The organism is Pantoea endophytica (genome assembly GCF_002858935.1).
In the GTDB taxonomy this organism is placed as follows: Bacteria; Pseudomonadota; Gammaproteobacteria; order Enterobacterales; family Enterobacteriaceae; genus Pantoea; species Pantoea leporis.
In genome coordinates, this window is record NZ_PJRT01000031.1 from 119,695 (window position 1) to 144,886 (window position 25,192).

Annotated in this window: 23 protein-coding genes and 1 riboswitch; of the genes, 13 read left to right on the forward strand and 10 right to left on the reverse strand. The window is 57.0% G+C overall.

All coding sequences use genetic code 11. The features are described from left to right. Nucleotide 1: 1 nt before the first annotated feature. Both PZBJ_RS19200 and PZBJ_RS19205 read right to left on the reverse strand, forming a co-directional pair. A complete protein-coding gene (locus PZBJ_RS19200) occupies nucleotides 2-430 on the reverse strand; it encodes an organic hydroperoxide resistance protein (protein ID WP_101763806.1) in 429 nt (142 codons plus the stop codon). A gap of 99 nt (nucleotides 431-529) precedes the next feature. After that, nucleotides 530-994: a MarR family winged helix-turn-helix transcriptional regulator gene (locus PZBJ_RS19205; protein ID WP_101763807.1), complete on the reverse strand. Its 465-nt coding sequence runs from the start codon at nucleotides 992-994 to the stop codon at nucleotides 530-532. Nucleotides 995-1,056: 62 nt separating this feature from the next. Here PZBJ_RS19205 and PZBJ_RS19210 point away from each other — a divergent pair, with 62 nt between their 5' ends. Continuing rightward, nucleotides 1,057-1,650 (forward strand): HD domain-containing protein, encoded by a 594-nt coding sequence (locus PZBJ_RS19210; protein ID WP_101763808.1) that lies wholly within the window; start codon nucleotides 1,057-1,059, stop codon nucleotides 1,648-1,650. 43 nt (nucleotides 1,651-1,693) lie between these two features. On the opposite strand, the gene PZBJ_RS19215 is transcribed toward PZBJ_RS19210, so the two are convergent. The 7 genes from PZBJ_RS19215 to PZBJ_RS19245 all read right to left on the reverse strand — a co-directional run bounded on the left by PZBJ_RS19215 (nucleotide 1,694) and on the right by PZBJ_RS19245 (nucleotide 9,913). Continuing rightward, nucleotides 1,694-1,990, reverse strand: a complete 297-nt coding sequence (locus tag PZBJ_RS19215; protein ID WP_008104629.1) for an HTH-type transcriptional regulator — start codon at nucleotides 1,988-1,990, stop codon at nucleotides 1,694-1,696. Nucleotides 1,991-2,237: 247 nt separating this feature from the next. After that, complete coding sequence (gene uca, locus PZBJ_RS19220) at nucleotides 2,238-5,837, reverse strand: urea carboxylase (protein ID WP_101763809.1); 3,600 nt, start codon at nucleotides 5,835-5,837, stop codon at nucleotides 2,238-2,240. A gap of 79 nt (nucleotides 5,838-5,916) precedes the next feature. After that, entirely contained in the window at nucleotides 5,917-6,552 is a 636-nt protein-coding gene (locus PZBJ_RS19225; RefSeq protein WP_101763810.1) for an urea amidolyase associated protein UAAP2, read from the reverse strand. Continuing rightward, the gene (locus PZBJ_RS19230; protein WP_101763811.1) at nucleotides 6,552-7,259 is read right to left on the reverse strand and encodes an urea amidolyase associated protein UAAP1; all 708 of its coding nucleotides are present in this window, start codon (nucleotides 7,257-7,259) and stop codon (nucleotides 6,552-6,554) included. Before PZBJ_RS19230 ends, PZBJ_RS19225 begins: the two co-directional genes overlap by 1 nt. A gap of 11 nt (nucleotides 7,260-7,270) precedes the next feature. Next, nucleotides 7,271-8,017 (reverse strand): ABC transporter ATP-binding protein, encoded by a 747-nt coding sequence (locus PZBJ_RS19235; RefSeq protein ID WP_101763812.1) that lies wholly within the window; start codon nucleotides 8,015-8,017, stop codon nucleotides 7,271-7,273. Between the two features lie 10 nt (nucleotides 8,018-8,027). Then, on the reverse strand, nucleotides 8,028-8,840 hold the full coding sequence (locus PZBJ_RS19240) for an ABC transporter permease (RefSeq protein WP_101763813.1): 813 nt from the start codon (nucleotides 8,838-8,840) through the stop codon (nucleotides 8,028-8,030). 14 nt (nucleotides 8,841-8,854) lie between these two features. Then, the gene (locus PZBJ_RS19245; RefSeq protein ID WP_101763814.1) at nucleotides 8,855-9,913 is read right to left on the reverse strand and encodes a putative urea ABC transporter substrate-binding protein; all 1,059 of its coding nucleotides are present in this window, start codon (nucleotides 9,911-9,913) and stop codon (nucleotides 8,855-8,857) included. Between the two features lie 62 nt (nucleotides 9,914-9,975). Further along, nucleotides 9,976-10,070: riboswitch (guanidine-I (ykkC/yxkD leader) on the reverse strand. A gap of 407 nt (nucleotides 10,071-10,477) precedes the next feature. On the opposite strand from PZBJ_RS19245, the gene PZBJ_RS19250 reads away from it, so the two are divergent. The 12 genes from PZBJ_RS19250 to PZBJ_RS19305 all read left to right on the forward strand — a co-directional run bounded on the left by PZBJ_RS19250 (nucleotide 10,478) and on the right by PZBJ_RS19305 (nucleotide 24,052). Further along, nucleotides 10,478-11,200 carry a FadR/GntR family transcriptional regulator gene (locus PZBJ_RS19250; protein ID WP_101763815.1) on the forward strand — a complete coding sequence of 241 codons (723 nt, stop codon included), beginning with the start codon at nucleotides 10,478-10,480 and terminating at the stop codon, nucleotides 11,198-11,200. Next, entirely contained in the window at nucleotides 11,197-12,192 is a 996-nt protein-coding gene (locus PZBJ_RS19255; RefSeq protein WP_101763816.1) for an ABC transporter ATP-binding protein, read from the forward strand. The genes PZBJ_RS19250 and PZBJ_RS19255 overlap by 4 nt, the downstream gene beginning before the upstream one ends. Further along, a complete protein-coding gene (locus PZBJ_RS19260; protein ID WP_101763817.1) occupies nucleotides 12,189-13,250 on the forward strand; it encodes an ABC transporter ATP-binding protein in 1,062 nt (353 codons plus the stop codon). Before PZBJ_RS19255 ends, PZBJ_RS19260 begins: the two co-directional genes overlap by 4 nt. A gap of 16 nt (nucleotides 13,251-13,266) precedes the next feature. Next, nucleotides 13,267-14,784, forward strand: coding sequence for an ABC transporter substrate-binding protein (locus PZBJ_RS19265; protein ID WP_101763818.1), 1,518 nt, complete (start codon nucleotides 13,267-13,269; stop codon nucleotides 14,782-14,784). A gap of 17 nt (nucleotides 14,785-14,801) precedes the next feature. Then, nucleotides 14,802-15,743 carry an ABC transporter permease gene (locus PZBJ_RS19270; protein WP_101763819.1) on the forward strand — a complete coding sequence of 314 codons (942 nt, stop codon included), beginning with the start codon at nucleotides 14,802-14,804 and terminating at the stop codon, nucleotides 15,741-15,743. A gap of 2 nt (nucleotides 15,744-15,745) precedes the next feature. Beyond that, on the forward strand, nucleotides 15,746-16,627 hold the full coding sequence (locus tag PZBJ_RS19275; RefSeq protein WP_101763820.1) for an ABC transporter permease: 882 nt from the start codon (nucleotides 15,746-15,748) through the stop codon (nucleotides 16,625-16,627). A 9-nt stretch (nucleotides 16,628-16,636) separates the two neighbouring features. Further along, nucleotides 16,637-18,235, forward strand: coding sequence for a gamma-glutamyltransferase family protein (locus PZBJ_RS19280; RefSeq protein WP_101763821.1), 1,599 nt, complete (start codon nucleotides 16,637-16,639; stop codon nucleotides 18,233-18,235). Nucleotides 18,236-18,558: 323 nt separating this feature from the next. Further along, nucleotides 18,559-19,272, forward strand: coding sequence for a DUF3053 domain-containing protein (locus PZBJ_RS19285; protein WP_101763822.1), 714 nt, complete (start codon nucleotides 18,559-18,561; stop codon nucleotides 19,270-19,272). A 457-nt stretch (nucleotides 19,273-19,729) separates the two neighbouring features. Beyond that, nucleotides 19,730-21,664 carry a PTS mannitol transporter subunit IICBA gene (locus tag PZBJ_RS19290; RefSeq protein WP_101763823.1) on the forward strand — a complete coding sequence of 645 codons (1,935 nt, stop codon included), beginning with the start codon at nucleotides 19,730-19,732 and terminating at the stop codon, nucleotides 21,662-21,664. A 94-nt stretch (nucleotides 21,665-21,758) separates the two neighbouring features. Continuing rightward, nucleotides 21,759-22,907, forward strand: a complete 1,149-nt coding sequence (gene mtlD, locus PZBJ_RS19295; protein WP_101763824.1) for a mannitol-1-phosphate 5-dehydrogenase — start codon at nucleotides 21,759-21,761, stop codon at nucleotides 22,905-22,907. Between the two features lie 60 nt (nucleotides 22,908-22,967). Further along, nucleotides 22,968-23,513, forward strand: a complete 546-nt coding sequence (mtlR, locus tag PZBJ_RS19300) for a mannitol operon repressor MtlR (protein ID WP_206098224.1) — start codon at nucleotides 22,968-22,970, stop codon at nucleotides 23,511-23,513. Nucleotides 23,514-23,689: 176 nt separating this feature from the next. Then, nucleotides 23,690-24,052: a YibL family ribosome-associated protein gene (locus tag PZBJ_RS19305; RefSeq protein ID WP_007893377.1), complete on the forward strand. Its 363-nt coding sequence runs from the start codon at nucleotides 23,690-23,692 to the stop codon at nucleotides 24,050-24,052. A 7-nt stretch (nucleotides 24,053-24,059) separates the two neighbouring features. Here PZBJ_RS19305 and PZBJ_RS19310 read toward each other — a convergent pair whose 3' ends face one another. Beyond that, nucleotides 24,060-25,022, reverse strand: coding sequence for a VirK/YbjX family protein (locus PZBJ_RS19310; RefSeq protein WP_101763825.1), 963 nt, complete (start codon nucleotides 25,020-25,022; stop codon nucleotides 24,060-24,062). Nucleotides 25,023-25,192: the final 170 nt, after the last annotated feature.

Genomic DNA, 25,192 nt, shown 5'->3' on the forward strand with positions numbered 1-25,192 from the left:
ATTAGTTGATGATGTTCAGCGTCACGTCGATATTGCCACGCGTTGCGTTTGAGTATGGGCAAACGATGTGTGCCGCATCTACCAGCTTCTGCGCTTCAGCTGCATCCATCTCTGGCAGATGAATATTCAGTTTGGCTTCAATACCGAAACCGTTCGGGATTGGGCCAATGCCAACTTCGCCTTCAATCCACGCATCTTTCGGCATCGAAATCTTGTCGCGGCCAGCCACAAACTTCATCGCGCCGAGGAAACACGCTGAATAACCTGCAGCAAACAGCTGCTCCGGGTTAGTCACTTCGCCGCCTGCGCCACCCATCTCTTTTGGCACGCCCAGTTTTACATCCAGCACGTTGTCGGAAGAAGTAGCACGACCATCACGACCGCCGGTAGCTTTAGCTTTTGCAGTGTAAACAACTTTTTCTAAAGACATAATAACCTCATTAATTCGCTATATAATCGCGCACTACTTATTATGCGCAAACCTGAACGTCATCTTTTGGGTTGTCGGGACAGCGACTTCCCCTGTTTATTAATTGGCGCGGTAAAGGCTATCGCGCAACTCGTCTAACTGAGCTTTCAGAGATGCCATCACCTGGTCATCGCAGGCTGTTGCGCACTGAATGGCCTCCGGAATACTTTCTGCTTTGTCACGCAACGCACGACCTTCATCGGTCAGCGTTACCACAACCTGACGCTCATCCTGACGGGAACGCTGGCGATGCAATAAACCCGCGCTCTCCAGACGTTTTAACAGCGGCGTCAGCGTTGCTGAATCAAGAAACAGCTGCTCGCCAATCTCAGAGACCGTCACATCGTCCTGACTCCACAGCACCAGCATCACCAGATATTGCGGATAGGTAATCTCCAGCTTTGATAGCAGCTGGCGATAGACTTTGTGCATCGCGAGATTCGCCGAATACAGTGCAAAGCAGAGCTGCTGATCTAACTGAAGTGGCGCCTGCTTCACTTTTTTGTCATCTTGATTACTGTTCATGGGTTTCAATATAAATAGCGCGCTAGATAATTGCAAGCGACTTTTCTCTGGGAGAGTGAAATATGCGAGATTCACTGGAAGAGCAAGCGCGCCGTTATGCCACTGAGGCGCATGCCGCTGCGGGTCAACGTCGCAAATACACTGACGAGCCTTACATTGTGCATCCGGCGGCCGTCGCCGAATTAGTGCGTAGCGTTACCGATGATGAACAGATGATTGCCGCCGCCTGGCTGCATGACACGGTAGAAGACACGCCCAGCACCATTGACGATATCGAACGCCATTTCGGCCCGCGCGTGGCGGAACTGGTGGACCAGCTCACCGACAGCGCGCAGCCTGCGGCAAAAAACCGCGCCGCACGCAAGCTGGCGCATTTTCGTCATACCGCCGATGCCTCGCCCGAAGCGCAAACCATCAAGCTGGCCGACATCATCGACAACACCCGCGCCATCGTGCAGTACGATGCCGACTTTGCGCGCGTCTATCTGGTGGAAAAGCAAATTCAGATTCAGCTGTTGCGCCAGGGCGATAGCCATCTTTGGCGGCAGGCAGAGCAGACCATCAAACAAGGGCTTGCGCAGTTAGCGCAACCGCCGTACAGCGTGCCGGAGAGCTGGTTCGTTAAACAGGCAGCAAAGTATGGCGCCATAAATTAAAAAACCCGCCATCAAGGCGGGTTGGATCATCCCAAAAAAGGGATTACTCCAGCAGCTGACGCCCTAAATAAGGGTTGGCCTGCAACAACTTCATCAATTTACGCGCCGTAGCGGAAGGACGTGTACGTTGCGCCTCCCAGCTTTTCACTGACGAAACGCTGACACCCATCACACGGGCAAATTCGTCAACCTGCATGCCGGTCATCTCGCGTAAACGCTGCGGCTCGGGAACTGTAGTCTGATTGATTGAAATTTCTGATACGGATGGCTTCGCGTCACGTGTCAAAACAATCTGCTCAAGGCTGCTGAGCAACTCGACCATGGGATCTTTTAATTCCATAGAGAACTCCTTAAAAACTCACTATGAAGCACGTGAAAGTAGAGAGGTAAGCGCCACCAGGCGCTGAAACCGGACGATCAGGCTGTATCCCGAAGCGGTTTCGCATAGTTATTATCAAACCGATGCGGGACACAGCCTGTTGAGCACTGCAAAAGATGTCAGGGCAATGCAACAATAGTTCGGGTTTCTAAGTATGGGACATATCCCCGACTTTGCTGCCAGATTCCTGATTATTTTTTATTCTTTCTTATGCCACTTTTGGGTCGATCACCATAAGCAATTGACCTGCCTGCACTTGCTGCCCAGACTGCCGCGTCAGACTATGGATTTTTCCACTGACGGGCGCGACGATCGGGATTTCCATCTTCATTGATTCGAGAATGCCGACCGTGGCCCCCGCACTGATTTCACTGCCTTCCTCCACCAGCCATTGCCACACGCTGCCCGCCACCTGGCTCTCAACGGGATGACAACCGGCTGGCACCACACTCTCTTCGGTGCTCTGCGCTTGCAGTTGGCTATCAAAGGTAAACTGCCCTTCCGCTCGCCAGCGCGCCAACTCCTCATCAAACGCGTGCTGGCGCTGCTGCTGGAAGGCATCAATCTCCTGCGCGTGCTGCGTCAGCATCGCCTGATACTCGGCGAGGCGGAATTCACCCTGTTCCACGCGTAGCGGATAATCGCCCCACGGGAAACGCTCACGAATCTGCAGCAACTCGTCGGCATCTACCGGATAAAAGCGAATTTGATCGAAGAAGCGCAGTAACCAGGGCTGGGTAAACGCAGCTGTGGGGCGATCGCGGTTCCACATCTGCATAGTGCGTCCAACAAACTGATAGCCGCCCGGCCCTTCCATGCCATACACGCACATATAAGCGCCGCCGATACCGACCGAATTTTCCGCCGTCCAGGTGCGCGCCGGATTGTATTTGGTGGTCACCAGGCGATGGCGCGGATCGAGTGGCGTAGCCACCGGCGCACCGAGATAGACATCGCCCAATCCCATTACCAAATAAGAGGCGCTAAATACGATCTCTTTTACCGACTCAATGCTATCCAGCCCATTGATGCGGCGAATAAATTCAATATTGCTTGGGCACCACGGCGCATTCGGTCTGACGGATTGGTCGTAGCGCACAATCGCTTCACGACAGGCCGCATCATCCCAGCTAAGTGGCAGCCAGACGGTGCGTGCAGGCACGGCCGCATCGGCCAGGCTACCCAATGCTAAATCAGCGTGCAATATTTGCGCCACTCGCTCACTTCTGGCACACATTTGTGCGTCATAATGAATTTGTAGCGAGCGGATGCCAGGCGTCAATTCCAGTTGCCCCGGCAGCGGGTGCGCTTCCAGCCATTGCATCAGCGCATGCACGCGAAAACGCAACGCGATATCCAGTTGTAAATCGCCATATTCCACCAGCAGAAAACGGTCGCCCGCCGCCCGAATACAGAGCGAAGGACGTTGCTCCGTTGCCGCATGATGGTGCAGAACCGGATCAATCAAGGGCAGCGCCGCGTTCACTGTAATCGGTTGAGATTGCAGTTTGATGATCTCGTCACGCTGCGCCTGCGCCAGTTGATCGGCGGTGGCAAGTTCGATCGGTTGGAACTGGACGCGATCGCCAGCTTTCAGCTGCCCCAGCTTCCACAGATCGGCTTCGATCACCGTTGCCGGACAAACAAAACCTCCCAGCGATGGGCCATCGGGGCCGAGGATCACCGGCATATCGCCGGTAAAATCCACGGTGCCGAAGGCGTACGCATTGTCGTGGATGTTCGAGGGATGCATGCCCGCTTCGCCGCCATCGCTGCGTGCCCAGGTCGGTTTGGGGCCGATCAGGCGAATGCCGGTGCGGCTGGAGTTGTAGTGCACTTGCCACTCAGCGGCAAAAAATTCCGCGATGTCATCATCGGTGAAGAAGGTTGGCGCGCCATGCGGACCGTAAATCACCCGCAGCTGCCAGCTGCCGTTCAGTGACGGCAGCAAATTATCCGGCAAGCTGGCCGCTGTCAGCACCTGCGGCGCGGCGAGATGCAGTACATCACCGGCGCGCAGCGCGCGTCCGGCATGACCACCAAATTTGCCGAGGGTGAAAGTGCTGCGGCTACCCAGATAGCGCGGCGTATTGAGGCCACCGGCCAGCAGCAGATAGCTGCGGCTGCCATCTCGTACTTCGCCGAGCGTCAGCGTTTGCCCGACCTGCGCCGTCAGCCGCTGATGCATCGGTATCGTTTGTTGATCAAGCTGCGCGGCAATCGGCGCGCCGGTCAGGACAAAACTGCAGGCCTGGTTGAAGCGCAGCGTCGGGCCACGCAAGGTGATCTCCAGCCCGGCGGCCTGAGCATCATTGTCTAACAGGCGATTACCCAGCTGGAACGCGCGGCTGTCGAATGGACCGGAAGGCGGCACGCCAACATGCCAATAACCGATGCGGCCCGGCGCATCTTGCACTGTGGTTAAGGTGCCGCCGCTGAGAATATCCAGCGTTGGCGGCTGCCACTGCAGGGTGCCGAGCGTGGCGGTGATGATGCGTCCCTGCTGCACGTCCGGCAGCGTGCACAGCTGGCGCAGCCACAGCAAATTGGTTTCGATGCCGTACAGTTCGGTGGCGGATAGCGCCTGCGCCATGCTGCCTAGCGCGCTGGTACGGTCTGCGGCATGTACAATAAGTTTCGCCAGCATCGGATCGTAAAATGGCGAAACCTCCATGCCGCTCTCAACGCTGCTGTCGATGCGCAGCGTAGCGCCCTCAATCGTAGTCGGGAACTGCACATGGCTGAGCAATCCCGCGCTGGGCTGGAACTGCTTAGCCGGATCTTCGGCGTAAAGCCGTACCTGAATGGCGTGACCTTGCGCGACCGGCTGCAAATCGGCCAGCGGCGGCAATCTTTGCTGCGCCAGTTCTACCATCCAGCGCACCGAATCAACGCCATACACCATTTCGGTGACGCCATGTTCCACCTGCAAGCGCGTGTTCACTTCGAGGAACCAGAACTGCTGGCTGGCATCGTCATAAACATATTCCACCGTGCCCGCGCTGCGATAGTTCACCGCCCGCGCCAGCCTTACGGCGGTGGCCTGCAACTGCGCGCGCACCGCAGCGCTCAAGCCCGGTGCGGGCGTCTCTTCCAGTACCTTTTGATTGCGGCGCTGGGCCGAGCAATCACGCTCGCCAAGCGCGATGACTTCACCTGCGCCGTCGCCAAAAATCTGCACTTCGATATGGCGCGCACGCGCAATAAACTTCTCTAAAAACACGCCATCGTCGGCGAAGTTGTTGCCCGCCAGGCGCTTCACGCGGGTAAATGCCGCGTCGAGCTGTTCGGCATCGTCGCAGCGCTGCATGCCAATGCCGCCGCCGCCCGCGGTGCTTTTCAACATGACCGGATAGCCAATCTGCGCCGCCATCTGCTGCGCCTCGGCCAGCGAAGACAGTAAGCCGCTGCCCGGCAGCAGCGGCACATTATTCTGTTCAGCCAGCGCACGCGCGCTGTGTTTCAGGCCAAAGGCCGCCATCTGCTCGGCGCGCGGCCCAAGAAAATGCACGCCCGCCGCTTCGCAGCGCGTGACAAACTCCGGATTTTCACTGAGAAAACCGTAGCCGGGATGCAGCGCCTGCGCGCCACTCTGCGCGGCTATCGCCAGCAGTTTATCCTGATTGAGATAAGTGTCTCGCACCTGACCTTCACCGAGCGACCAGGCTTCATCCGCCAGACGCACATGGCGCGCATGACGGTCGGCTTCGGCGTACACGGCAATCGCCCGGATATTCATGGCTTGCAGGGTTCGAATAATGCGCACGGCAATCGCGCCACGGTTGGCAATTAATACGCGATCAATCATGACTGAATACTCTCGTTGCGGCAGGTCGTCCTGCGTAGCATTGACGGCAGAAAACGGGTCGTCCCGTTGCGTCAGAGAATCACCACACGCTGACTAAAATCGGCGTTGGGTTGTAACCGTTGCAGGGATTGTTGAGCTGCGGGCAGTTGGAGATCAGCACCAGCACGTTGATGTGTGCCAGCATCTCGACATATTTGCCCGGCGCAGAAATGCCGTCGGCAAAGGTCAATCCGCCATCCTGCGTCACCGGCACGTTCATGAAAAAGTTGATGTTGTGGGTGATGTCGCGGCGCGTCAGGCCAAACTCCGGCTGCTCCGCCACCGCCAGCATCCAGCTATCGCGGCACGAATGCATATGGCGCTTCTCCAGGTCATAGCGCACCGTGTTGCTCTCGCATGAACAAGCGCCGCCGAGCGTGTCGTGACGGCCGCAGGTATCGGCAGTGATGGTCAGCATCGGGCGATCGAAGTTCGAGCGCAGCACGCTGCCGGCCGTCAGAAACACATTGTTCTGCCCGCGCAGCGTGTCGCTCATGCTGTAGCGTTCGGCGGTGTCATCAGCATTGAAAAACAGCGTATCGGCGGCTTGATTGCCTTCAAGATCGGTGATGCGTAGCGTTTGGCCCGCCTCGATGCGCTGCAGCCAGTAATCACCGGCATCAATTTGCTGCTGGAAGCGCGCTTCGGCTGGATTGCGCTGACTTTCAATGATCATCACATTTCTCCTTGCAGTTGATACAGCGCGTTATTGCGCAGACCGCGCTGATTCTCGTCGCGCTCGAGACACATCGCCGGCAGCGGCGCGTGTTGCGCATCCAGTTCGATCTGCACCGGCTGGCGCGGATAATCCTGCGATGCGCTGAGCGGATGCGGGCAAGTGTGCAGCAGCACCAGCGTGTCCATCGCGAAACGTAAACGCACGCTGGCACCCGCCGCGCCCTGACGTTCCAGCTGCAAAGTGCCACTGTCGTCGGCGCGCACCTGCGCAAACAGGTTGAGGCAAGACGCCATATCGCGCCGGCCGAGCCCATATTTGGCCAGCTCGACAAGAAAACTGTCGTAGCCATTTTGATGGCGCAGATTGCGCGCCTGCTGATAGGTGCTGGCACCAAAACGCGCGGCGGTTTGTGCGGCATTCAGCGTGCCGCACACGCTTTCGTGCCAGCCGAAGCTGTCGTGTTCGATGCCGCAGAAAATACGTCCCATATCTGAATAGAGACAATGACCGGCGGTGAGGCGGAAAGTGTGCTGGCACTTCAGGGTGTCGGGCGCGTTATAGCGCTCCAGCAGGTTTTCCGGGTTGTAAAACAGCAGGCCGACGTTGGCGCCACCTTCGACATCGGTGAGGGTCAGCGCACTGCCGCTGCGCATCATCAGCGACCAGTGTGCGCCGCTCGGCAACAAGGTTTGATAAGGCTTCATGGTTTTCTCCTTTAGGCGACCTGCGGTTCGGATGGCTGTGCGCGATCCAGCGGCAGATCGTAAGTGATGGTCGCGCCCCAGGCTTCAGGCGCGTGCGGATCGTGGCGCAGCTTGTCGAACACCAGCAGACGCGATGCAAGGCTAAATCCCTCTTTCAAATCGTGGGTGATCATGAAAATGGTCAGGTTATGCTGCTGCCACAAACGGGTGATCAGCTGGTGCATCTCGCTACGGATGCCGGGATCGAGTGCGCCGAAGGGTTCATCGAGCAGCAAAATGCGCGGCTGCTTCATCAACGCCTGCGCCAGCGCCAGACGCTGCTGCATGCCGCCCGACAGCTGATGCGGATATTTATTCTGTGCCTGTTCAAGCCCAACCTGCGCCAGCATGGCCCGCGCGCGCTGGCGAATCGCCTGGCGTTTCTTTCCCCACACGCGGCCCAGCCAACGCGCACTGCTGAACTCGTCGCCCAGCATCACGTTGCCCAGCACCGTCAGATGCGGAAACACGGAATAACGCTGAAACACCACGCCGCGATGCGCATCCGGTTCGTCGGGGATAGGTTCGCCATCCAGTAACAGCTGGCCTTTGCTGGGCGCTTCAGTGCCTAGCAGCATATTCAGGAAGGTGGTTTTGCCGCAGCCGGACGCACCGACAATCGCCACAAACTCGCCCTCTTCAACCTCAATGTTGAGGCGCTCCAGCACCACTTGCTGGCCGTAATGTTTCTCAAGGTTTTTCAGTTGCAGTAACGGCATCGCTCGCCCCTTATTTCGCGTGATACCACGGCCAGCAGCGACGGCTAATCAGCCGCAGCAACAGGTCGAGCAGAAAGGCCAGCAGCGCGATCCACGCCACGTAGGGCAGAATCACATCCATTGCCAGATAACGCCGCATCAGGAAGATGCGATAACCCAGGCCTTCCGTGGCGGCGATGGCTTCGGCGGCAATCAGAAACAGCCACGCCGATGCCAGCGACAGCCGTACCGCATCCAACAGGCGCGGCATCAGCTGCGGCAGGATCACGCGCCATAAAATCTGTGCGCTGTGCGCGCCGAGCGTCTGCGCTTTCACCAACTGCTCGCGTGGGATCTTCTGCACCTGCAGCTGCAAATCGCGGGCAATCAGCGGCGTAATGCCGATGACAATCAGCACCACTTTCGATACTTCGCCGAGACCAAAACAGATAAACAGAATCGGCAGAATCGCCAGCGGCGGCACCAACGCAAACAGCGTCACCAGCGGCGCCAGCACCGCACGCACCACCGGCAGCGCGCCGGTGAACAGACCCAGCGCCAGCGCCAATAGCGCGCTGATCGCCACACCACACAGCAAACGCAGCAGACTGGCGGCGGTATCGCTCCACAACAGATATTCGCCAGTGCGCGGGCTGGGCTGAAACGCCATGCGGCTGATGGCGTCGCCCATGGCGTTAAAGCCCGGCAACAGCTTGTCTGCCGCATTCAGGCTGAGACGCGCCTCCGACGCGAACAGATACACCAGTAGCAGCGCCAGCAGCGGCAGAATGCCCAGCAGCAAGCGCCCCAGCGGCAGCGGTTGGTAGTTGATCAACTTACGCATCGGCATCGCCTCGCTTACAGCTGCCCGGCGGCGGCCATTTTGGTGTACTCATCGGTGAAGCGCAGTTTGAGGTTACCCGCATCGCCCCAATTGCCCGCAGGCGTTGCCACGCCAACCACATCGGCGCTCGGCGCGCCTTCGCCCAGCAAACCGTGCTTGAACGAGAACTCGGCGACCATCTGCATGGTGGCTTTGAGCTGTGGGCTTTGGACGAAATCGAGGGTGGTTTTGGCATCGCTAAACAGATGCGTGGCGGCCAGCTGCTGGTCAAAGCCCGCCAGATCGGTGCCGGAAGCCTGCGCCATTTGTGTACGTGCCGCTTTAGCGCTGTCGGTTGAGCCGGACATGGTTTTCAACGTTTCATACCATGCGCCGGTCAGCGCTTTGCCGAGCTGCGGATACTTCTGCAGCGTGGCGCTGTTGACCACCAGCAGATCGAGGATTTCGCCCGGAATTTGCGCGGAAGAGAAAATCAGATGGCTGTTCGGCTGCTTCTCCGCTTCGGCGAGCAGCGGATTCCACGTAACGATAGCGTTGACGTCGGCGGTGCCGAACGCCGCCACCAAATCGGCATCGGCGGTGTTCACCACTTTGACATCTTTCTCGCTCATGCCGGATTTCTCCAGCGCCCGCGCCAGCAGGTAATGCGAAACCGAGAGTTCGACCAGATTGATCGGCTTGCCTTTCAGCGCTGAGAGGTTGCCCGCGCCTTTCAGCAGAATGCCGTCGTTACCGTTGGAGTAATCGCCAACGATCAGCGCCGTGCTATCCACGCCGCCGGTGGCCGGAATGGTCAGTGCATCCATGTTGGTCATGGTGCAACCAGCAAAACCCCCGGCGGTGTATTGATTCACCGACTCGATGTAGTCGTTAACCTGCACAAACTGGATATCGATGCCGTATTTGTCGGCCCATTTTTTGACGATGCCGCTCTGCTGCGCGTAATCCCACGGCATCCAGCCCGCGTAGATCGACCAGCAAATCTTAAAGGAGGGTTTGTCGGCGGCCAGCGTGTTGACGCTGAACAGCGTGATGGTGCAAAGCAACAGCAGGCGAAGGCAGGCTTTGATCATGATGGTTCCTCTGGCGTTACGGACGAAAAAAAAGCAGGAGGCGGCGAGCAACGTTCTCGCTTTCCTCCCGGGCTTTTTTCCCGCCGTGTAACCGTCAGAGGACGGTCGGTCACTCTCGGACCAGCATCTTTCGACCGGAACCCTAGTGACCCATTGCAAATTGTCTGGCGACCTCGGTTGCCCGCAATCGCTCCTGCATCTGCGTTAACACATACAAAATAGATGCCAAGGTTATATCCCGCTGAAAACCATCGGTTATTAACTCACCGCGCGTCGCCGCACTGCTGGCATTGCACAGATAAGCAGCGCGCGCGCACCACCGTGAAGCAGCATGCCGGTGAGGACGTTGACGCTTCTCGCAATTCACAACTGGCACTGAAAAAACTTTTACTTTGCGATCATGTGGTTATTACACATTGATGACACGCTAATCCGAACCAATTAAATATTGGTTCACTTCTTGCCTACGCTAAGAAAGCTGCCGAATTCACCTTTCATCAGCAAAAGTGCTGGATACGCGGCGATTACCGATCTTTTTCTGATGCATAAACAGGCGAACCAATCATGAATGACACGCCAGAAACCAGCCGCAACTCCAGCACCGCACTTGAGCAACTGCGCCAGCTGATTCAGCAGCAGGAGCACACGCCCGATCGCGCGCTGCCCACCGAACGTGAGTTAGCCGAGCGGTTTGGCATCGGTCGTCGTGAAATTCGCCGGGCATTAGATGTGCTGGAAGAAGAGGGCCGCATCTGGCGTAAACAGGGCAAAGGCACCTTTGTTGGGCCCTCCGCGCCAGTGCAGCCGCTGGTGCTACAGGATCTGCCGCAACAATCGAATCTGCTTGAAGTGATGGAAGCGCGTTTGCAGCTCGAGCCGGGGCTGGCAAGTCTTGCCGCCCTGCGCGCCACCAAAGAACAAATCGCCTTAATGAAACGCCTGCTGGAGCGCATGCACGCCATCACGCCGCCTGAAGATGGCGATCAGCATGAACTGTGGGACAGCGCCTTCCATCGCGCCATCGCCGAAGCGGCGGGCAATCGCCTGATGCTCGGGCTGTTTGATGCCGTCGATGCGGTGCGCCGCGATCCCGGCTGGCAGCATTTGCGGGTGCAGGCGCGTACCCCGGCACGCCTGGATAACTATGACACCCATCATCAGCGGCTGGTGATGCACATCGCCCAGCGCCAGCCCCATGAAGCGGCAGCGGCGATGCGTGAGCATCTGCTTGCGCTGCAACAGGCGCTGATGGAAACGCTCTATTCCCGTCAGGAGGAAGCGCCATGACCGCACATCCCGTTTTATCGCTACGCAATCTGCGCGTGCAGTTTCGTGGTTCGCCGGTCACGGTACTGGATGATATTTCTCTGGAGCTACAGGCGGGAGAAACGCTGGCGCTGGTCGGTGAATCGGGTTGCGGCAAAAGCATCACCTCACTCACGTTGATGGGTTTGCAGCCTGACAGTGCGCAAATCTTGCAGGGCGACATGCTGTTTGATGGCCGCGATCTGCGCCAACTCAGCAGCAGTGAATACGCCAGCCTGCGTGGCAACCAATTGGCGATGATTTTTCAGGAACCGATGACCTCGCTTAATCCAGCCTTCACGCTTGGCGATCAGCTGAGCGAAGCGGTGATGCGCCATCGCAAAGTGAGTAAGCGCCAGGCAATGGACGCGGCGCTGGCGATTCTGCAAAAAGTGCAAATTCCAGCAGCGGAACAGCGGCTGAAAGCCTATCCGCATCAGCTCTCCGGCGGCATGCGCCAGCGCGTGATGATTGCCATGGCGCTGATCAACCAGCCAAAACTGTTGATTGCCGATGAACCCACTACCGCGCTCGACGTCACCATTCAGGCGCAAATTCTGGCGCTGTTAAACACCCTAAAACAAGAAACTGGCACCGCAGTATTGATGATCACGCATGACCTCGGCGTGGTAGCGGAAGTGGCGCAGCGCGTGGCGGTGATGTATGCCGGTCAGGTGGTGGAGAGCGGCAGCGTGGAGCGTATTTTCAACGATCCGCAGCATCCGTACACCATTGGCCTGATGGGCTCAATTCCCAGCCTGAGCGCGCGTGAAGGGGCGTTAGCCACCATTCCCGGCCAGGTGCCGTTGCCGGAAAACATGCCGGCTGGCTGCCGCTTTGCCACGCGTTGCCCCTTCGCCGAAATACGCTGCCACCAGCATCGTCCGGCGTTGCGCGCACTGGCGAACGATCATCAGGTGGCCTGTTTCCGCGCTCCGTTAGAGCAACACGTCACGCTGGGAGAAAATGCATGAAGCCGATTTTAGAGTGCCGCGATTTAAGCAAAACCTTCTCCACCGGCAACCGGCTTTTTTCACGCAATCGCGGCGTGACGGCGGTCGATCGCGTTGCGCTACAGGTGATGCCGGGCGAAACGCTGGCGATTGTCGGCGAATCCGGTTCCGGTAAATCGACGCTGGGACGTTTGCTGCTGCGTTTATTAGCCGCCAGCGCCGGCGACGTGTTCTATCAGGGTGAAAGCATCACCGATGCCAGCGGCGCGCGACTCAATCAGCTGCGTCGCGAATTGCAGATTATCTTTCAGGATCCGTTTGCCTCGCTCAATCCGCGCATGACGGTGCAGCAGATTGTGGGCGAACCTTTGTGGCTGCACGAAAAGATGAGCCGCGATCAGCGCCACGCGCGCGTCGCCGAACTGCTGCGCACCGTTGGCCTGCCTGCGGCCTGGGCCGAACGTTACCCGCACGAGTTTTCAGGCGGTCAGCGCCAGCGCATTGGTATTGCTCGCGCGCTGGCCTCACAGCCGAAATTACTGCTCGGCGATGAGCCGGTTTCAGCGCTGGATGTGTCCGTGCAGGCGCAGGTGGTGAATCTGCTTGAGAGCCTGAAACAGCAGTTTGGCCTGACGATGGTGATCGTGGCGCACGGTTTGGCGGTGATCCGCCATATGAGCGATCGCGTGGCGGTGATGTATCTCGGTCAGATTGTCGAACTGGCCAGCGTCGATGAGATTTTTGATGCGCCGCTCCATCCTTATACGCAAGCGTTGATTGCCTCCGCGCCACAAATGCAGCCGGGCGTCAGTCGCACCATCCCAATGCTGCAGGGTGATTTGCCCAACCCAGCAGATCCACCTAGCGGCTGCCGTTTTCATACCCGTTGTCCCTATGCCACAGCGGAATGTCGCCAGTTTGAACCGATTAATCAGGTGCTGAGCGGCGGCCGTCAAATTGCCTGTCACCGCTGGCAGGAGATTAATCGCGATCGCAGCGTCATCACCCTTGCGCCACCTTCCGCCGCTTTTTTACGTCGCCGCGCCCTGTTTGAGCAGGCGGTGAATCAGCAAGCCTAACCTCTGGAGATACACCGTGAAGCAAGCTCGTCATACGTTATTAACCGCCCTCAGCGGTCTGTTACTGCTCGGGGCTAGCGCCCACAGCCAGGCTGACAGCGTGATTCGCATCGGCCTGGGCGCCGATCCCGACATGCTCGATCCGCATCTGGCGCGCACCTATTACGGCCGTTTTGTGTTTGCGGCCATGTGCGATCGTTTGGTCGATGTTGACCAAAACCTCAAAGTGGTACCGGGTCTCGCGACCGATTGGGCGTGGAGCGAGGACGGCAAAACGCTGACCATGAATCTGCGCAGCGGCGTGACCTTCCACGATGGCGAAAAATTTGATGCGCAAGCGGTGAAATTCAATATCGAACGTGCGCAAACGCTGCCGGGTTCGCTGCGTAAAAGTGAAATCTCCTCGATTGAAAGCGTGGAAGTGAGCGGCCCGATGCAGGTGAAGTTCCACCTGAAAAGCCCGGATGCGGCGCTGCTGAGCCAGCTGACCGACCGCGCCGGAGCCATGCTGGCACCGGAAGCGGCGAAAAAGCCCGATTTCGCCGCTCATCCGGTCTGCTCTGGCCCGTATCAGTTCGACAGCCGTGTTCAGCAGGATCGCATCGTGCTGAAGCGCTATGACAATTACTGGAATAAAGGCGCCTATCACTTCGATAAGGTGATTTTCCTGCCGATCCCGGATGCTTCAGTGCGCCTCGCAAACCTGCGTGCCGGCGATTTGGATCTCACCGAAGGCGTGGCCGCCAGCGATGTGAAAACCGTTGAAGCCGATAGCAAACTGGCGCTGGCAAAAGTCACAGGTCTTGGTTATCAGGGCATCACTTTCAATATCAACAACGGCAAAGTCGATGCTAATAGTCCGCTGAAAGATGCGCGGGTGCGTGAAGCGTTCTCACTGGCGATTGACCGTGATGCGCTGAATCAGGTGGCGTTTGAAGGCTTGTATACGCCAGCCAATCAGGCGTTTTCACCGGTCAGCGCGTATCACGTCAAAACACCGATCGCACCGCGCGATGTTGAGAAAGCCAAAGCGCTGCTGAAGGCTGCGGGTGTTACCACACCGCTGAATCTGACGCTGCTGGTCAGCAATAACCCGACCGCGCAGCAGGTGGGCCAGGTGATTCAGGCGATGGTCGGTGAAGCCGGTTTCAACCTCAATCTGCAAATGAGTGAGTTCGCCACCCTGTTGGATCGCCAGCAGCGCGGGGATTATCAGCTTAGCTTGTCGGGTTGGTCTGGTCGTCCGGATCCGGACGGCAGCATCTATTCGTTTATTAACAGCAAAGGCACGCTCAATGACGGACGCTACAGCAATGCGCAGATCGATGAGTGGCTGAATGCCGCGCGTCTCACCAACGACCAGGCACAGCGTCAGGCGCTCTACACCCAGGTGGTGAACCAACTGCAAAGCGATATGCCGATTGCTTACCTCTACTTTGAGCCACGCATTTTTGGCATGTCGAAAAAACTGCAGGGCTTCAAAGCCTGGCCGGACGGATTGGTACGTTTGGCTGGCGTAAGTCTGGCGCAGTAAACCGCTAAGGAGCGAGGATGCTGGAACTGATTGTAAAACGGCTATTGCTGGCCATTCCGACGCTGCTGCTGGTGAGCATTATGGTGTTCGCACTGCAAAAGCTGCTGCCGGGCGATCCGGTGCTGGCGATGGCGGGCGAAGAGCGCGATCCAGAGGTTATCGCCCAGCTGCGGGCGGAATATCATCTGGACGATCCGATTCCCGCGCAATATTTCGCCTGGATGGGTAATGCGCTAACCGGCGATTTGGGCATGTCGCTGCGCACCAAAGAGCCGGTGACGGCGCTGATCGCCAGCAAATTGCCGGTCACGCTGGAATTGTCATTGCTGGCGATGATTATCGCGCTGGTGATTGGCATCAGCATGGGCATCATCGCCGCAGTGCGCAAAGACAGTTGGGTCGATCACACCACCAACTTTGTCGCGCTTTCCGGGATTTCAGTGCCTCACTTCTGGCTCGGTATTCTGCTGATTCTGCTGTTCTCAGTACACCTGCAATGGCTGCCGGCATCGGGTTTTGTGCCGGTTAGCGAAGATGTGGCGCAGAACCTGAAAACGCTGCTGCTGCCGGCGCTGGTGCTTGGCACCGGACTGGCCGCCACGTTAATGCGCCACACTCGCGCTTCAATGATCGCCGTGCTGAAAGCGGATTACATTCGCACCGCACGCGCCAAAGGGCTGCTGGCAAAGAAAGTGGTGCTCAAGCATGCGTTACGTAATGCGCTGATGCCGATAGTTACTCTCACCACGCTGCTGTTTGGCGAGTTGCTGGGTGGCGCGGTGCTGACCGAGCAGGTCTTCACGCTGCCCGGCTTTGGCAAGATGATTGTCGATGCGGTATTCAACCGTGATTACGCCGTGGTGCAAGGCGTGGTGCTGGTAGTGGCGATTGGCTTCTTGCTGCTCAATCTGCTGGCCGATGTGCTCTATATGATCATTAACCCGAAAATGCGAGGCTGACCATGAGCGAGGTATTAACCGCTGGCGCACTGCCTGCAGTGGCAAAGCCGAATCGTCGGGTGCTGAAAAAGTTTCTGCGTAATAAAAGTGCGCTGATTGGTGCGGTGATTGTGCTGCTGTTTGTCGCCGTGGCGCTGCTGGCACCGTGGCTGGCACCGTTTGATCCCATCAAAGCCAATTTCCTTGCGGTGCGTAAAGCACCTACGGTGCTGCACTGGTTTGGCACCGATGAGCTGGGGCGCGATATTTTGTCTCGCCTGGTGTGGGGCGCGCGTACTTCGCTGCTGGCGGGTTGCATTTCGGTGCTGATCGCCATTCTGATTGGTGTGCCGCTTGGGTTGATTGCCGGTTACTGGCAAGGCTGGTGCGACGGCATTATTTCGCGCTTTATCGAAGCGCTGCTGGCATGCCCGTTTCTGATTCTGGCAATCGCGCTGGGAGCGTTTCTCGGCCCGAGCTTATCAAATGCAATGATTGCCATCGGTTTATCTGCGATGCCGATTTTCGCGCGCTTGACGCGCGGCCAGGTGATCGCCATTCGCCACGAAGAGTACATTGACGGCGCGCGAGCGATTGGCCTGCCCGATCGCTGGATCATCCTGCGTTACGTGCTGCCCAATGTGCTGTCGCCAATTCTGGTGCAGGCCACGCTGGCGATTGCTTCGGCGATCATTACCGAAGCCAGCCTCTCATTCCTTGGCCTCGGCCAGCAACCGCCCTCGCCTTCATGGGGTGCGATGCTGAATACCGCCAAAGGCTTTCTCGAACAGGCGCCGTGGATGTCGATTTTCCCCGGACTGGCTATTTTTCTCACCGTGCAGGGCTTCAACCTGCTGGGCGACGGTTTGCGCGACGCGCTCGACCCACGTGATGACTCACACTAAGGAACGATCATGAGTGAACTGGATTTTAACGTCAGCTATGCCTCACACCGCGTACCGATGATGGGACGCAACGCGGTTGCCACTTCGCAGCCGCTGGCGGCGCAAGCCGGGATGCGTATGTTGCAACAGGGCGGCAATGCGGTAGATGCGGCGATTGCCAGTGCAATGGCATTGACCGTGCTGGAGCCTAGCGGCAACGGACTCGGCAGTGACGCCTTTGCGATTATCTGGGATGGCAAACAGCTGCACGGTTTGAATGCCTCGGGCCGCTCGCCCGCCGCATGGAACCCGGAACGCTTTGCCGGACGCGATGCCATGCCGGAAATTGGCTGGGAAGCGGTCACCGTGCCGGGCGCGGTTTCGGCGTGGGTGGAGCTGGCCGAACGCTTTGGCACGCTGCCGCTCACCACGCTAGCGCAACCGGCTATTGAATACGCACGCGATGGTTTCCCGGTTTCACCGCTGATTGGTCATCTATGGCAACGCGCCTACCACAAGCTGAAAGATCAGCCCGGCTTCGTCGAGTGCTTTGCGCCCGATGGACGACCGCCGCGTGCCGGCGAGCTGTTCCGTAATCCGGCGCAAGCCGAAACGCTGCAAAAAATCGCCGAAACGCGCGGTGAAGCCTTCTATCGTGGCGAGCTGGCGGAAAAGATAGTGGCGTTTGCTGAGCAGCATGGTGCGGCGCTGAGCCTTGATGATCTGAAAAATCATCGCGCCGACTGGGTAGAATTGTTATCACGTCCGTTTGCGGGCGGATCGGTGCAGGAACTGCCGCCGAACGGTCAGGGCATTGCCACCTTGATTGCGCTGGGCATTCTTGAGCAGTGGGATATTGGTCGCTATGAACCGGATTCGGTGCCGTGGCTGCATCTGTCGATTGAAGCGATGAAGCTGGCGCTGGCCGATCTGGATCGCTATGTCAGCGATTACGATCACCTCGAGTTCCCGGCAGAATTGCTTCTCAGTGATGAGTATTTAAAACAGCGCGCGCAGTTGATTAATCCCGATCGGGCCGGAGATTTTACCTTTGGCTCCCCGCAGCAGAGCGGCACGGTTTATCTTTCTACCGCTGATGCCAGCGGCATGATGGTTTCCTTTATACAGTCAAACTACATGGGCTTCGGTTCTGGCGTAGTGGTGCCGGGCACCGGCATTAGCCTGCAAAATCGTGGCTGCGGTTTCTCGCTCGATCCGCAGCATCCCAATGTGGTCGCCGGCGGCAAACGTCCGTTCCACACCATCATTCCGGCGTTTGCCCTCGACGGTGACGGCCAGCCGCTGATGTCGTTTGGCGTGATGGGCGGCCCGATGCAGGCGCAAGGTCATTTGCAGATGGCGCTGCGCATCATGCAGCATAAGCAAAACCCGCAGGCAGCGATTGATGCACCGCGCTGGCGCGTTGAGCAAGGACGTGCGGTGGTGGTTGAACCCGGCATCGACCGTAACGTGCTGGCGAAGCTGCGCGAGATGGGACACCAGATCACGCTGGAAGATCCTTTGCTTGGCTATAACTTCGGCGGTGCGCAGGCGATTGTGCGCGATCCGCAAGGCTTCTATATCGCCGCCACTGAAAGCCGTAAGGATGGTCAGGCGCTGGTGTTTTGATTTAACGTGTTAAAACGGTCACCATAATGGGTGTAATGCCGATCAGCTAAGCACCTTATTAAATCACCGCACATTCCGTAGCGGCGCGATTTATCGCGCAATAAATTGCGCCGCTACAATATGTGCTCTCGGTAATTATGGGTTTTCATGTCTTAACTGACGAGCATTACACCATAATGGGTGACCCTGGAATTCCGCCATTTCCTTATCGGGTGCGCATTTATGCGCACCAGGCAAACGCCGCCCGTTGTACCCGTCAGGCCATTGCACTATTCTTTAGGACCATTCCCATCGAATCGAATTAGCCATAACAGGAGTTCATCATGGCGTCAGGAATTTCTCGCATCTGGATGCGTACCGGCATGCTGATGGTCAGCGCGTTAGTGGTGCTGCAACTCACAGCCTGCGGTGACAAAGAGGGCGATCAGCGTAAAGCGTTCAGTGACTTCCTTCAGAACACGGTGATGCGCAGCGGCGAACATCTGCCAAGCCTGAGTGAAAACCAAAAGCAAACCTTCGGCAATTACGCCAGCGACTACGCCATCCTTTATGGCTTCTCGCAGCAGACCAATCAGGCGATAGAGCAAGGCATGCGCCCAGTGGTTGATGAGTTAGCGGCGATTCGTGTACCACAGGATTACCTCACGCGTCGCGATAGCTTGCGCCAGGCCAGCGGCAATCTGAGCGTGCTTACCCAGCAGATTCAGAGCGCCAAAATGCAGGCGGACAGCAGCAAAGCCACCCTGAAGCAGCCGGATGACCTGAAGAAAGTGTATGACGCGGCCTACGTCAAAGTCGTGACGCAGCCAGCGAGCACGCTGATTCCGCTGCTGCCACAGCTGCAGGCGCTGAGCCAGGCAGCCGTGCAAACCGGCGACTATCTGCAATCGCAAGGCACGCGCGTAACCTTCAACGATGGCGGCGTACAGTTCCCAACCCAGGATCAGGTAACGCAATACAACACGCTGATGAGCAATCTCTCCAGCAACGCGCAAGCGCTGACGCAAGCGCAAAATGCGGTGCAAGGCGGGTTGTAACAGCCGAACTATTTTAGTGGTCGCCATCAATGGCGACCCTGAAAGTCTGTTGTCCCTTTCCAGAATTTCGTCACTTCCTTACAGCTCACTTGTCTGCTGCAGCATATTGTGATCTGGCGCATTTTCGACCAAAAATAGTTTGTGACATTGATCACACTTACACAACAAAGCGCCCACCTTAAAAGGTGACTTAAGTCACATTCATCGCCTTGTTTTGCTTAATTTTTCGGCATCGTTGCTTTCTTACAGCGCCTTTTTGTGATCGATGTCACCTTATCGCCCCCCAATCACCCCAGATTAGAGTGATCTGCATCACACTTAGGTGCAGCTCTACGCAGCGTAATAAACTAGTGCTAGAGTCCGCGTGCATACAGTAATGCCACGGCCCCCGCCGTAACGTTCAAACAAAAACAAACGCGCTCTCTTATTGCAGCGCGTCTCAATAAGGGGTGGGTTTATGTCCTCATCAGTAAAGGTCAAGGTTCAGAGCTTTGGTCGCTTTCTGAGTAATATGGTGATGCCTAACATCGGTGCGTTTATCGCATGGGGTATCATCACTGCGCTGTTCATCCCAACCGGATGGATTCCAAACGAAACGCTGGCGAAACTCGTCGGCCCAATGATCACCTACCTGCTGCCACTGCTGATTGGTTTCACCGGTGGACGTCTGGTTGGCGGCGATCGCGGTGGCGTGGTCGGTGCGATCACCACCATGGGCGTGATCGTCGGTGCCGATATGCCGATGTTCCTCGGCTCCATGATTGCCGGTCCGCTGGGCGGCTGGGCAATCAAATCCTTTGACCGCGTTGTTGATGGCAAGATCAAAAGCGGCTTCGAGATGCTGGTTAACAACTTCTCGGCCGGTATCATCGGTATGCTGCTGGCGCTGCTGGCGTTTGTCGCTATCGGTCCACTGGTTGAAGGCCTGTCTCACATTCTCGCCGCGGGCGTGAATCTGATGGTGCAGAACAACCTGCTGCCGCTGACCTCAATCTTTGTTGAACCGGCGAAAATCCTGTTCCTCAATAACGCCATCAACCACGGTATCTTCTCTCCGCTGGGTATCCAGCAGGCGAGCGAGGCGGGCAAATCAATCTTCTTCCTGATTGAAGCCAACCCAGGTCCGGGTATGGGCGTGCTGGTTGCCTACATGGTATTTGGCCGCGGTAGCGCCAAACAATCTGCAGGCGGTGCAGCGATCATCCACTTCCTTGGTGGTATCCACGAAATTTACTTCCCATACGTGCTGATGGCGCCGCGTCTGTTGCTGGCGGTTATTCTCGGCGGTATGACTGGCGTATTCACCCTGACACTGCTGAACGGCGGCCTGGTTTCTCCAGCTTCTCCAGGTTCTATCCTGGCGGTGCTGGCGATGACGCCAAAAGGCGCTTACTTCGCGAATATCGCTGCCATTATCGCTGCGTTTGCCGTCTCCTTTGTGGTCTCAGCTATCCTGCTGAAAACCAGCAAAGTGAAAGAAGATGACGATATCGAAGCGGCGACACAGCGCATGCAGGATATGAAAGCGCAGTCAAAAGGTCAGGCTGTTGCCGGTTCGCCAGTTGCTGGCGATGCGATGAGCGTTGACCTGAACCACGTGCGTAAAATCATCGTAGCCTGTGACGCCGGTATGGGTTCAAGTGCGATGGGTGCGGGCGTGCTGCGTAAGAAAGTGCAGGACGCAGGTCTGAGCAATATCTCCGTCACCAACACGGCGATTAACTCGCTGCCGGGCGACGTCGATCTGGTGATTACCCACCGCGATCTGACCGAACGTGCGATGCGTCAGGCACCGCAGGCGCAGCACATTTCGCTGAACAACTTCCTTGATAGCGCGCTGTACAGCAACCTGACCGAACGTCTGGTGGCCGCTAACCGCAGCGAAGCGCGTCGTGAAACCGTGCAGACCACGCTGGCTGACAGCTACGACGAAGGCAACGCGCACCTGTTCAAACTGGGTGCAGACAACGTGTTCCTCGGTCTGAGTGCCACCCATAAAGAGCAGGCGATTCGCTTTGCGGGTGAGCAGCTGGTGAAAGGCGGCTACGTGCAGCCGGAATATGTTGATGCGATGCTGGAACGCGAAAAGCTGACGCCAACTTACCTCGGTGAATCCATTGCTGTACCTCACGGAACCGTAGAAGCGAAAGACCGCGTGCTGAAAACCGGCGTGGTGTTCTGTCAGTATCCGGCGGGTGTACAGTTTGGTGATGAGCCAGAAGACGTGGCGCGTTTGGTGATTGGTATCGCCGCTCGCAATAACGAGCACATTCAGGTGATTACCAGCCTGACCAACGCGCTGGATGATGACAGCGTCATTGAGAAGCTGGCCAATACCACCAGCGTGCAGGACGTGTTGGATCTGCTCTCGGGCAGCACCGTCAAAGCGTAATACCCCGTTTTACCTTCCCTGGGGCGGGTAAGCCCGTCCCACATTTCCGGGGCGGACTTGCCCGCCCTTTCGTCATTTGATATGGGTCAAATTTATGAAAGCGTTACATTTTGGAGCAGGTAACATCGGTCGCGGTTTTATCGGTAAGTTACTGGCAGATGCCGGCATCGAGCTGGTGTTTGCTGACGTCAATCAGGTGGTACTTGATGCCCTTAACGCCCGTCATGAGTATCCGGTTCATGTGGTTGGCGAACAGGCAAAAGTCGAAATCGTGACAGGCGTGAGCGCCGTCAACAGCACCAGCGATGACATCGTTACGCTGATTGCTGAGGTTGATATCGTGACCACGGCGGTTGGCCCGCAGATTCTGGAGCGCATCGCCGGTGGCGTCGCGAAAGGTCTGGCCAAACGCAGCGACAGCGGTAATGTGCGTCCACTCAACATCATCGCCTGTGAAAACATGGTGCGCGGTACCAGCCAGCTGAAACAGCACGTGCTAAAAGCGCTGCCAGAGCAGTATCACGCATGGGTTGAAACGCATGTTGGCTTCGTGGATTCCGCGGTAGACCGCATCGTGCCGCCGTCCGAAGCGGGCACCACCGATCCGCTGGAAGTCACCGTGGAAACCTTCAGCGAGTGGATTGTTGATAAAACCCAGTTCAAAGGGGAATTGCCGAACATTCCTGGCATGGAATTGACCGACAACCTGATGGCATTCGTTGAGCGCAAGCTGTTCACTCTCAATACCGGTCACGCCATCACCGCGTATCTCGGCCAGCTGGCTGGTCACGCTACCATTCGTGACGCGATTCTCGATGAGAACGTGCGTGCGGTAGTGCAAGGCGCGATGCAGGAGAGCGGCGCCGTGCTGATCAAGCGTTATGGTTTTGAAGCCGATAAACATGCTGCCTATATCCAGAAAATCCTCACCCGCTTCGAAAACCCGTACCTGAAAGATGACGTTGAGCGCGTCGGTCGTCAGCCGCTGCGTAAACTCAGCGCGGGCGATCGCCTGATCAAGCCAACGCTGGGCACGCTGGAGTATCAGCTGCCGCACGATAATCTGGTTCAGGGCATTGCCGCCGCGATGCACTATCGCAGCGAAGCCGATCCGCAGGCGCAGGAACTGGTCGCGCTGCTGGCAGAAAAAGGCCCGCAAGCCACGCTGGCGGAAATTTCTGGCCTGGATGCCAACAGCGAAGTGGTCACCTCAGTGGTGAGCGCTTACAACGCTATGGCATAATGCGCGCCCTTTAGTGGTTAACTCGGGCGCGCTTGCGTGCCCGCTGGCGGTAGCTGAACGATGCAGGCAATGATGGAAGAGAAGCAGGCTTTTGAAAACCGGGTGCTTGAGCGCCTGAACGCCGGTCGTTCGGTGAGAAGCTTCCTGATCGCCGCCGTTGAGCTGCTGACCGAAGCGGTTAACCTGCTGGTGCTGCAAGTGTTTCGCAAGGACGATTACGCGGTTAAATACGCGGTAGAACCGCTGCTGCTGGGTGATGGTCCGCTGGGCGAACTCTCGGTTCGCCTCAAGCTGATTTACGGCCTGGGCGTGATCAACCGGCATGAGTACGAAGATTGTGAACTGCTGCTGGCGCTGCGTGAGGAGCTGAATCACGATATCAGCGATTATCGTTTTATCGACGATGAGATCCTCGGCCCGTTTGGCGAACTGCACTGCGTGGCCGCCTGGCCACCGCAGCCAGACTTCAACCGCGACGACGACCAACTGCGCTCCATGCAGCAACAGCGCTATCTGCAGATGGTGCGTTCAACCATGGTGCTGTCGCTCACCGAGCTGATTTCACGGATTTCGCATAAGCAGGTGTTTAAAAAGCCGGCGCTGTAGTTTTCGTATGAACAAGCGCGATGAACCGTGCCGCTGCGGATAAGTGCGCGTGAGGCATCTACGTGTTAAATCAGCACGCATTGTCGCGGCGCGATTTATCGCGCGAAGTCATGCGCTGCAAAGTTGCCTGAATTTGATGTATCCTTTGCCTGTTTTCCTTAACGAGTTTTCCCCCAATGAAAGAACAAGAAAAAGCCGAGATCAAACTTCTGAGCGATCAGCTCGATGCGCTCAACCGCAAAGAAGCCCCGCTGTTAGCCTCTGGCGATGCCGAAAAGCTCGGTGAACTGCTGCGTGAAAAAGAGAAGCTGGAGCTGGAAATTGAGCGCCTGCGCGGTGTGCGCACCGAGAAGCTGAGCAAAGAAGCGCAACAGCTGCAGAAGCTGGGCTTTAGCCGCGAAATCACCAAAAAAGAACAAGCCAACATGGGCGCATTCAAGAAAAGCGTGCGCGGCCTGGTGGTGGTACACCCAATGACCGCGCTCGGACGTGAGATGGGACTGAAAGTGATGACCGGCTACGCGAAGCAGCCGTTCTAATCTTGACTTACGCGGCGTGTGAAACGTCGCGTAGGATGCCCGCCGCCTGATGAACTTGTTCATTCAGACTGTCCAGCAAGGCATAACGACGGCGATACTCGGCGCGCTTCTTGCTGGCAATCTCTTCCAAATCTTTACGCTCCGCGCGTAACGGCAACGTAAATAGCTCATCGCCACGCGCCACGCCACCCAACGACAACCAAAACTCGCTGTAGCTGGCAAAGAACTTATCACCTTTACTGTGACGGTAGCGCAGGCTGCGAAACACGTGCGTGGTATCGCCAACGGCGGTGATCGCCTCAACGCCACACTGTTCCGCCAGATTAAATACTACTTCCATCAACAGACGTTTTGGGAATACGCCATGCGCCGCTTTGGTGGCATCGCGAATCACATCGTTAGAAATATGCTTACGCGGCCCCTGCAATCCACCAATTAATAACGTGCGCTTCTGCTGTTCGCGAATAATTGAGAAAGAGAGCGACGCAATTAACTGCGTTTCATAGCGCAATTCCAAAGTAATTTCACCTTCACGGTCAAAGCGGCCCGGACAGCAGTGAATCACATACGTCTCATCATTTTTGCCGCTCAGGCTGGCCAGTAAATTATCACCCGGACTCTGCAACAGCTGACGCAGCGCCGCATTATCTAACTGATCCATCAACGTATAGTGATCGATGATCGCCTGTGCGCGCTGCGCCACGCTGAATCCCGCACGCAGATAAGGACGATGTGGCTTCGCCGGCAGCAAACCCTGCATGGTCAACAGCTGTGGTAACGCAGATAATTGCGCCAACTGGTGCAGGTAATTAAAGGTAGTTACAGGAAACACCAGCGATCTTAAGGCAAATTTCGCGCGAAATCTTCCGCTATTCCATAATTTATTTGGCCTGAACTTTCCGCTTATTAACGGCAAAAAAAGCGGTGCTGACGAATCATTATTCGTCACAGAAGTTGTGATAGTAGACATGATTATTTAGGCTTGGCGAGACAAATTATCGCCACTATATGCCCCAAATTATCAACGGCAGGTTAATAGCTTTCGCAGCGGAATAGTCGTGTGCGGGAATATTCAGGTCGTTTAGCAAGGGTTTATAAAGGCGAAAAAAAACCGGTGAAGAGATCACCGGTTTAGTGCGT

Coding starts and splice junctions, on each gene's coding strand:
- PZBJ_RS19200 (WP_101763806.1), bottom strand. CDS start 430: ATGTCTTTAGAAAAAGTTGTTTACACTGCAAAAGCTAAAGCTACCGGC.
- PZBJ_RS19205 (WP_101763807.1), bottom strand. CDS start 994: ATGAACAGTAATCAAGATGACAAAAAAGTGAAGCAGGCGCCACTTCAG.
- PZBJ_RS19210 (WP_101763808.1), top strand. CDS start 1,057: ATGCGAGATTCACTGGAAGAGCAAGCGCGCCGTTATGCCACTGAGGCG.
- PZBJ_RS19215 (WP_008104629.1), bottom strand. CDS start 1,990: ATGGAATTAAAAGATCCCATGGTCGAGTTGCTCAGCAGCCTTGAGCAG.
- uca (WP_101763809.1), bottom strand. CDS start 5,837: ATGATTGATCGCGTATTAATTGCCAACCGTGGCGCGATTGCCGTGCGC.
- PZBJ_RS19225 (WP_101763810.1), bottom strand. CDS start 6,552: ATGATCATTGAAAGTCAGCGCAATCCAGCCGAAGCGCGCTTCCAGCAG.
- PZBJ_RS19230 (WP_101763811.1), bottom strand. CDS start 7,259: ATGAAGCCTTATCAAACCTTGTTGCCGAGCGGCGCACACTGGTCGCTG.
- PZBJ_RS19235 (WP_101763812.1), bottom strand. CDS start 8,017: ATGCCGTTACTGCAACTGAAAAACCTTGAGAAACATTACGGCCAGCAA.
- PZBJ_RS19240 (WP_101763813.1), bottom strand. CDS start 8,840: ATGCGTAAGTTGATCAACTACCAACCGCTGCCGCTGGGGCGCTTGCTG.
- PZBJ_RS19245 (WP_101763814.1), bottom strand. CDS start 9,913: ATGATCAAAGCCTGCCTTCGCCTGCTGTTGCTTTGCACCATCACGCTG.
- PZBJ_RS19250 (WP_101763815.1), top strand. CDS start 10,478: ATGAATGACACGCCAGAAACCAGCCGCAACTCCAGCACCGCACTTGAG.
- PZBJ_RS19255 (WP_101763816.1), top strand. CDS start 11,197: ATGACCGCACATCCCGTTTTATCGCTACGCAATCTGCGCGTGCAGTTT.
- PZBJ_RS19260 (WP_101763817.1), top strand. CDS start 12,189: ATGAAGCCGATTTTAGAGTGCCGCGATTTAAGCAAAACCTTCTCCACC.
- PZBJ_RS19270 (WP_101763819.1), top strand. CDS start 14,802: ATGCTGGAACTGATTGTAAAACGGCTATTGCTGGCCATTCCGACGCTG.
- PZBJ_RS19275 (WP_101763820.1), top strand. CDS start 15,746: ATGAGCGAGGTATTAACCGCTGGCGCACTGCCTGCAGTGGCAAAGCCG.
- PZBJ_RS19280 (WP_101763821.1), top strand. CDS start 16,637: ATGAGTGAACTGGATTTTAACGTCAGCTATGCCTCACACCGCGTACCG.
- PZBJ_RS19285 (WP_101763822.1), top strand. CDS start 18,559: ATGGCGTCAGGAATTTCTCGCATCTGGATGCGTACCGGCATGCTGATG.
- PZBJ_RS19290 (WP_101763823.1), top strand. CDS start 19,730: ATGTCCTCATCAGTAAAGGTCAAGGTTCAGAGCTTTGGTCGCTTTCTG.
- mtlD (WP_101763824.1), top strand. CDS start 21,759: ATGAAAGCGTTACATTTTGGAGCAGGTAACATCGGTCGCGGTTTTATC.
- mtlR (WP_206098224.1), top strand. CDS start 22,968: ATGCAGGCAATGATGGAAGAGAAGCAGGCTTTTGAAAACCGGGTGCTT.
- PZBJ_RS19305 (WP_007893377.1), top strand. CDS start 23,690: ATGAAAGAACAAGAAAAAGCCGAGATCAAACTTCTGAGCGATCAGCTC.
- PZBJ_RS19310 (WP_101763825.1), bottom strand. CDS start 25,022: ATGTCTACTATCACAACTTCTGTGACGAATAATGATTCGTCAGCACCG.